8 protein-coding genes are annotated in these 6,686 nt (G+C 69.5%); 4 read left to right on the top strand and 4 right to left on the bottom strand.

The features are described 5' to 3' along the window. Positions 1-377: 377 nt before the first annotated feature. On the bottom strand, positions 378-1,019 hold the full coding sequence (locus tag ACZ42A_RS34270; protein ID WP_468531217.1) for a DNA-3-methyladenine glycosylase: 642 nt from the start codon (positions 1,017-1,019) through the stop codon (positions 378-380). 94 nt (positions 1,020-1,113) lie between these two features. Between ACZ42A_RS34270 and ACZ42A_RS34265 the strand changes: the two genes are divergently transcribed. The 3 genes from ACZ42A_RS34265 (at position 1,114) to ACZ42A_RS34255 (ending at position 3,128) form a co-directional block, all read left to right on the top strand. Continuing rightward, entirely contained in the window at positions 1,114-1,896 is a 783-nt protein-coding gene (locus ACZ42A_RS34265; protein WP_468531216.1) for a sporulation protein, read from the top strand. A 40-nt stretch (positions 1,897-1,936) separates the two neighbouring features. Continuing rightward, complete coding sequence (locus ACZ42A_RS34260; protein WP_468531215.1) at positions 1,937-2,476, top strand: YbhB/YbcL family Raf kinase inhibitor-like protein; 540 nt, start codon at positions 1,937-1,939, stop codon at positions 2,474-2,476. 145 nt (positions 2,477-2,621) lie between these two features. After that, the gene (locus ACZ42A_RS34255) at positions 2,622-3,128 is read left to right on the top strand and encodes an HNH endonuclease (protein WP_468531214.1); all 507 of its coding nucleotides are present in this window, start codon (positions 2,622-2,624) and stop codon (positions 3,126-3,128) included. Between the two features lie 134 nt (positions 3,129-3,262). On the opposite strand, the gene ACZ42A_RS34250 is transcribed toward ACZ42A_RS34255, so the two are convergent. The 3 genes from ACZ42A_RS34250 to ACZ42A_RS34240 all read right to left on the bottom strand — a co-directional run bounded on the left by ACZ42A_RS34250 (position 3,263) and on the right by ACZ42A_RS34240 (position 5,657). After that, entirely contained in the window at positions 3,263-4,213 is a 951-nt protein-coding gene (locus tag ACZ42A_RS34250; protein ID WP_468531213.1) for an SPFH domain-containing protein, read from the bottom strand. 131 nt (positions 4,214-4,344) lie between these two features. Then, positions 4,345-4,776 carry an NfeD family protein gene (locus tag ACZ42A_RS34245; RefSeq protein ID WP_468531212.1) on the bottom strand — a complete coding sequence of 144 codons (432 nt, stop codon included), beginning with the start codon at positions 4,774-4,776 and terminating at the stop codon, positions 4,345-4,347. An 83-nt stretch (positions 4,777-4,859) separates the two neighbouring features. After that, positions 4,860-5,657, bottom strand: a complete 798-nt coding sequence (locus tag ACZ42A_RS34240) for an ABC transporter ATP-binding protein (RefSeq protein ID WP_468531211.1) — start codon at positions 5,655-5,657, stop codon at positions 4,860-4,862. A gap of 151 nt (positions 5,658-5,808) precedes the next feature. On the opposite strand from ACZ42A_RS34240, the gene ACZ42A_RS34235 reads away from it, so the two are divergent. Further along, a complete protein-coding gene (locus ACZ42A_RS34235; RefSeq protein ID WP_468531210.1) occupies positions 5,809-6,597 on the top strand; it encodes a hypothetical protein in 789 nt (262 codons plus the stop codon). Positions 6,598-6,686 lie beyond the last annotated feature (89 nt).

Below are 6,686 nucleotides of genomic sequence, written 5' to 3'. Positions count from 1 at the left end.
GTTGACTTTTGGCACGCTGTTGAGTTCTCAAGGAACGGACGCTTCCTTCGTACTCACCCTCTCGGGCTTTCCTCCGGGCGCTTCCCTTCGGTGTTTCCGACTCTATCAGATCTTTTCTCGATCCGATTCCCTGTCGGCGGGAGCGTCTTGGGCTTTCCGGCTTTCGCCCGTCGGCCTTTCGACATTCACTACGTTAGCCCATTCCCTCGGCAACTCATAATCGAGTTCCGCGGTTCTGAATTCCGATGTGCGGACACGTCGGAAGTCATCCCCACCGAGGGGATGTCGTAGGTAGTGGGTTGGCCGCTTCCGGCTGCTGTCGATGGCAGTACCCGTTCCAGCGGCTCGGGCTACATTACGGACCTCCGGGGCCCGAGTCAAGTGCGTCGGCGACGTGGGACGTGGGCCCGGTAGGGGCTCACCGTCGGGTCGTCGGCGACCCAGAACCGCCAGGGGTGGACGCCGCCCTCGCCGGAGACTCCGGTGCGCGGACCGTTGCGTACCTGATGGGAGGGGACAGGGGTGCCGGTCAGGACACGGAGAGGGGTGTCGCCGGCGGCGCAGGCGTCCGTGCCGTCCTCGGCGCGGTCCACGTCGAGGGCCGTGGCCAGCCGGGCCGGGCCTTTGGCCAGTTCCTTGTCGTTCCGGGCCGAGAGCCGACGTTTGCGCGCCAGCTCGGCGCCTTCGATGATCTCGCCCGCGCGGAGCAGGACGGCGCTCGCGGTGCCCTCCGGGCCGCACACCAGGTTCATGCAGTGCCACATGCCGTAGGTGAAGTAGACGTACACATGTCCGGGCGGGCCGAACATCACGGCGTTGCGGGCGGTGCGGCCGCGGTAGGCGTGGGAGCCCGGGTCGTTCTGGCCGTCGTAGGCCTCGACCTCGGTCAGGCGGAGGGCGATCGGACCGTCCGGGGTGGTCCGTACGAGGATGCGGCCCAGGAGGTCGGGGGCGACGTCGAGGACGGGCCGGTCGAAGAACTCTCTGGGGAGGGGCGTACGGTCGGGGGTCGCGATCATGCCGTCCGAGAGTAGTGCAGCGGGAGGGCGCGGAACCGGGCGTCGCCGGATCGCGTTTGTAGGGATCAAGGGTCCACTCGCTAGAGGGAGAGTCATGCCGTTCAAGAAGCTGCTCGCGAGCCTGGGTGCCGGCGGGGCGTCCGTCGAGACGGTGCTGACCGAGGTCAACGTGGTGCCGGGCGGGGTCGTCCAGGGTGAGGTGCGGATCCAGGGCGGGTCCGTGAACCAGCAGATCGAGGCGCTGTCCGTCGGTCTGCAGGCCCGGGTCGAGGTCGAGGGCCAGGACACCGAGTACAAGCAGGACATCGAGTTCACCAAGGTGCGCCTCGGTGGTGCCTTCGAGCTGCAGGCGAACGCCGTGCACGCGGTGCCGTTCACGCTGGACATCCCCTGGGAGACGCCGATCACGATGATCGACGGTCAGGCGCTGCGCGGCATGGACATCGGTGTGACCACCGAGCTGGAGATCGCGCGGGCCGTGGACTCCGGTGACCTGGACCCGATCAACGTGCACCCGCTGCCGGCGCAGAAGGCGATCCTGGACGCCTTCATCCAGCTGGGCTTCCGCTTCAAGAACGCGGACATGGAGCGGGGTCACATCCGGGGCACCCGGCAGAAGCTGCCGTTCTACCAGGAGATCGAGTTCCTGCCGCCGCAGCAGTACCGCGGCCTGAACCAGGTCGAGCTGAGCTTCGTCGCCGACGAGAACGCGATGGACGTCGTCCTGGAGATGGACAAGAAGCCGGGGCTGTTCAGCGAGGGCAGTGACACATTCCGGTCGTTCCAGGTGGGGCTGAACGACTATCAGGCGACCGACTGGGCGGCGTACCTCAACCAGTGGCTGTCCGAGGTCGGCAGCAAGCGCAACTGGTTCTAGGCTCGGTACCCACGGAACGAAACGATCAGGAGGTACCGAGGTGACCGAGCTCAGGCGGCGGCCTCTCCCCCACGACTTCCATCCGCCCGTGCCGTCCTTCACGGTGACGAGCGAGGACGTCCAGGAGGGCGCCACGCTCAAGGACGCCCAGGTCTACGCGGCCGGCAACACCTCGCCGCAGCTGCGGTGGGAGGGCTTCCCGCCCGAGACCAAGAGCTTCGCCGTGACCTGCTACGACCCGGACGCCCCGACGGGCAGCGGGTTCTGGCACTGGGTCGTGTTCGACATCCCGGCCTCGGTCACCGAGTTGCCGGCGGGCGCGGGCAGCGGCAAGTTCGAGGGGCTGCCGGAGGGCGCGGTCCAGGTGCGGAACGACTACGGCACCAAGGACTTCGGCGGTGCCGCGCCGCCGCCCGGGGACGGGCCGCACCGGTATGTGTTCACGGTCTACGCCGTGGACCAGGAGAAGCTCGGTCCGGACGCGGACGCGACGCCCGCCGTCGTGGGCTTCAACCTGCGGTTCCACACGCTCGCGCGTGCGCAGCTGATCGGTGAGTACGAGGTGCCCGCCGAAGCCTGACGTTCACGGAACGTTCGCCCGCCCCTGGCCCTGGAAGGGCTCAGGGGTGGGCATTTTTATTGCGTTGTCCATCTCGGCGCGCCCGGCCAGAGTTGATCCCAGCCCGCCGAGGGGTGGGTCGGTGCACACGGGAGGTGGGCTGGTCATGCGGGACACGCTGGTACTGAACGCGAGCTTCGAGCCGTTGTCGACGGTGACGCTGAACCGAGCCGTCGTTCTGGTGCTGCAGGACAAGGCTGTCGTCGAGCAGGCCCATCCCGAACTGCGGATGCGGGGCGCGGCGGTCGACATACCGGCGCCGCGGGTGATCCGGTTGTGCAGGTACGTGCGGGTGCCGTTCCGAAGACAAGCGCCGTGGTCGCGGCGGGGTGTGCTGGTGCGGGACCGGCACCGGTGCGCGTACTGCGGGCGCAGGGCGACGACGGTGGACCATGTGGTGCCGCGGTCGCAGGGTGGGCGGGACACGTGGCTGAACACGGTCGCCTCGTGTGCGGAGGACAATCACCGGAAGGCGGACCGGACTCCGGAGGAGGCGGGGATGCCGTTGCTCTCCGAGCCGTTTGAGCCGACTCCCGCAGATGCGATGCTCTTGGCTTTGGCGCAGGACGACTTCGAGGCACTGCCGGAGTGGCTGGCGTTGGATGCCGCTTAGACCGTAGGGGTATTGGTCGTCGTCGGTCTGCGGGTTGTGTGTGGCTGGTCGCGCCCACGCGGCGGAGCCGCATATCAAACAGAGCCCCGCGCCCCTTCAGGTGGGTGCGGGGAACCCTTGTTTCACAGCAGATGTCAGTCGAGCGTCGGCTTTTCGCGGCGTTCCGGCGTCGGGTTGCCGTTGGAGCCGTTGTTGCCGGAACCGCCCGCCGTCGGGCCGAAGTTGCCGAGGGCGCCGGAGAGGCCCTTGAGGGCGTCGCCGATTTCGCTGGGGACGATCCAGAGCTTGTTGGAGTCGCCCTCGGCGATCTTCGGGAGCATCTGGAGGTACTGGTAGGAGAGCAGCTTCTGGTCCGGGTCGCCGGCGTGGATCGCCTCGAAGACCGTACGGACCGCCTGGGCCTCGCCCTCCGCGCGCAGGGCGGCGGCCTTGGCCTCACCCTCGGCGCGCAGGATCTGGGACTGCTTCTCGCCCTCCGCGCGCAGGATCTCGGACTGGCGGACACCCTCGGCCTGGAGGATCGCGGCGCGCTTGTCGCGGTCGGCGCGCATCTGCTTCTCCATCGAGTCCTGGATGGAGGTGGGCGGCTCGATGGCCTTGAGCTCGACGCGGTTGACGCGGATGCCCCACTTGCCGGTGGCCTCGTCGAGGACACCGCGCAGGGCGGCGTTGATCTCCTCGCGGGAGGTGAGGGTCCGTTCGAGGTCCATGCCGCCGATGATGTTCCGGAGGGTGGTGACCGTCAGCTGCTCGATCGCCTGGATGTAGCTGGCCACCTCGTAGGTGGCGGCGCGGGCGTCGGTGACCTGGTAGTAGATGACCGTGTCGATGTTGACGACCAGGTTGTCCTGGGTGATCACCGGCTGCGGCGGGAACGGCACGACCTGTTCGCGCAGGTCGATGCGGTTGCGGATGGTGTCGATGAACGGGACGACGATGTTGAGGCCCGCGTTGAGGGTCCGTGTGTAGCGGCCGAAGCGCTCGACGATGGCGGCGCTGGCCTGTGGGATGACTTGGATGGTCTTGATCAGGGCGATGAAGACCAACACCACCAGAATGATCAAGACGATGATGATCGGTGCCATCGTCGCTTCCCCGTACCCTTCTCCGCCTCGGCGCTTTCGGAAGATCTTATGGTTGAGAAGATCTTGCTGGTCGAGTCTCGCAGACCGTCACCCAACTGGGGGAGTGTTCGACCGAGTTGCGTCATGCGAGGTCACATCACGATCGCCGTGGCCCCCTCGATGTCCACCACGTCGACCTGCTGGCCGACTTCGTAGGCGCGGTCGGTGTCGAGGGCGCGGGCCGACCAGATCTCTCCGGCGAGTTTGATGCGTCCGCCGGAGCCGTCGACGCGTTCCAGGACGACGGCCTGTCTGCCCTTCAACGCCTCCACGCCGGTGACGAGTTGGGGCCGCTGGGAGCGGTGCCGGGTCGCGATGGGCCGTACGACGGCCAGGAGGGCGACCGAGACCGCGACGAAGACGAGTACCTGCACCACGATGTCGCCGCCGAGGGCGGCGGCGATCGCGCCGGCGACGGCGCCCACCGCGAGCATGCCCAGTTCCGGCATCGCGGTGACCACGAGCGGGATTCCGAGCGCGGCCGCGCCGACGAGCCACCACACCCATGCGTCGATGTCGTTCACACGGCCATGGTAGGTCCGTGGGTCCCGCCGCCGACAGGGCGCGATCGGCGGGAACGCGCCCCGTCGCGGGGGGTGTTGGGGGCTCAGCCGAGCGGCAGGCCCTGGGCGGTCCAGCGGTCGCCGACCTGCTCGACGACGAGCGGGAGGCCGAAGCAGAGGGAGAGGTTGCGGGAGGTGAGTTCGAGCTCGAGCGGGCCCGCGGCGAGGACCTTGCCCTGGCGGATCATGAGGACGTGGGTGAAGCCGGGGGCGATCTCCTCGACGTGGTGCGTGACCATGAGCATCGAGGGGGCGATCGGGTCGCGGGCGAGCCGGCCGAGGCGGCGGACCAGGTCCTCGCGGCCGCCGAGGTCGAGGCCGGCGGCGGGCTCGTCGAGGAGCAGCAGCTCGGGGTCGGTCATCAGGGCGCGGGCGATGAGGGTGCGCTTGCGCTCGCCCTCGGAGAGGGTGCCGAACTTCCGGTCCAGGTAGTCGGACATGCCGAGGCGGTCGAGGAAGGCGCGGGCGCGCTGTTCGTCGATCTCGTCGTAGTCCTCGTGCCAGGTGGCGGTCATGCCGTATGCGGCGGTGAGGACGGTCTCCAGGACGGTCTGGCGCTTGGGGAGCTTGTCGGCCATGGCGATGCCGGCCATGCCGATGCGGGGGCGCAGCTCGAAGACGTCGGTGCCGGGCTTGCCGAGGGTCTCGCCGAGGATGGTGGCGGTGCCCGTGCTGGGGAAGAGGTAGCTCGAGGCGACGTTGAGGAGGGTGGTCTTGCCGGCGCCGTTGGGGCCGAGGATCACCCAGCGCTCGCCCTCCTTGACCGACCAGGAGACCTGGTCCACCAGAGCCCGGCCCTCACGGACCACGGATACGTCCTGAAGCTCCAGAACATCGCTCATGAGCGCGTTGTCTCCCCTTGCAGTGTCGCCGGTCTCGGCTGTCGCGTACGCCTGTGGCTCGGTCGGTCGCGCCGGTGGGCGCAGCCCTCCATGAAATCTACGCCACCGGTCGGCCCGGGCATTCCCTCGGTCCGGTCCTTAGGGTGGGGGCATGCTCACGGAACCGCGCTCTGGACGCCTTGCCGCTTGGGGAAATGCCCTTCTTGCCGGACTTGTCTCGCCGGACGACGCCGCGCTCGCCATCGTCGGGGACGACGCCGTGCACCGGGTGGCGGGGCTGCCGGGCGAGTCGGCGCCTGTCGGACTCACGCTCGCGCTGGGGCGGCTGCGGACGCTGGAGGTGACCGGTCTGCGGGTCGCGCTGCCCGCGCCGGGGCATCCGCTGGGGCTGAGCGGGCCGCCGGAGTTCAACGCGCGGGCGATGGACGCCGAGGAGGCGGTGCTCTGTTACGGCGCGGCGCTGGGGCTGGTGCCCGAGGTGTTCGAGGCCGGGCCCGCGGGCGATGTCCATGTGGAGGTCGTCTGGCACTGCCTGGCGGTACGGGAGGCGCCGCCGGCCGATGTGCCCTCGCTCGGCGAGGCGGAGCGGGAGCTGGCGGAGGCGTTGCGGGAGGCGACCGAGGTGCTGACCCGGCTGGACGTGGCCGCGTCGGGGCCGGTCGCGGAGGCGGCGATCGACGCCTACCGGGCGCGGGCGGAGCGGGGGCGGGAGGTGCTGGCGCCTGGGTATCCGCCGCGGGCGGTGCGGGTGCTGGAGCTTGCGCAGCGGGTCGGGACGCTCATCTCGGTGGCGTACGAGAACGGGCACGGGGGCGCGGTGAGCGCCGGTGAGATGGCGGCTCGGGCGCAGGCGCTGCGGCCGGTGGAGCGGACGGCGCGGCGGGCGCAGGTCGCGGCGTACAACTCGATCGTGGAGGAGCGGGAGAAGGGGGCGCGCTGAGCCTTGGTTGTGGTGGTGCCCGGCGCTACGGGGCGCCGCCGGACCGAAAACTGACCGGCCTCCCGGGCGGGGCGCCCGGGAGGCCGGAG

The organism is Streptomyces sp. NPDC030838, from assembly GCF_055572035.1.
This window is presented reverse-complemented; position numbering and strand designations above follow the sequence as displayed.

Excerpts from the sequence above, each read along its gene's own strand:
- ACZ42A_RS34270 (WP_468531217.1), bottom strand. The coding sequence starts at position 1,019 with ATGATCGCGACCCCCGACCGTACGCCCCTCCCCAGAGAGTTCTTCGAC.
- ACZ42A_RS34265 (WP_468531216.1), top strand. The coding sequence starts at position 1,114 with ATGCCGTTCAAGAAGCTGCTCGCGAGCCTGGGTGCCGGCGGGGCGTCC.
- ACZ42A_RS34255 (WP_468531214.1), top strand. The coding sequence starts at position 2,622 with ATGCGGGACACGCTGGTACTGAACGCGAGCTTCGAGCCGTTGTCGACG.
- ACZ42A_RS34250 (WP_468531213.1), bottom strand. The coding sequence starts at position 4,213 with ATGGCACCGATCATCATCGTCTTGATCATTCTGGTGGTGTTGGTCTTC.
- ACZ42A_RS34240 (WP_468531211.1), bottom strand. The coding sequence starts at position 5,657 with ATGAGCGATGTTCTGGAGCTTCAGGACGTATCCGTGGTCCGTGAGGGC.
- ACZ42A_RS34235 (WP_468531210.1), top strand. The coding sequence starts at position 5,809 with ATGCTCACGGAACCGCGCTCTGGACGCCTTGCCGCTTGGGGAAATGCC.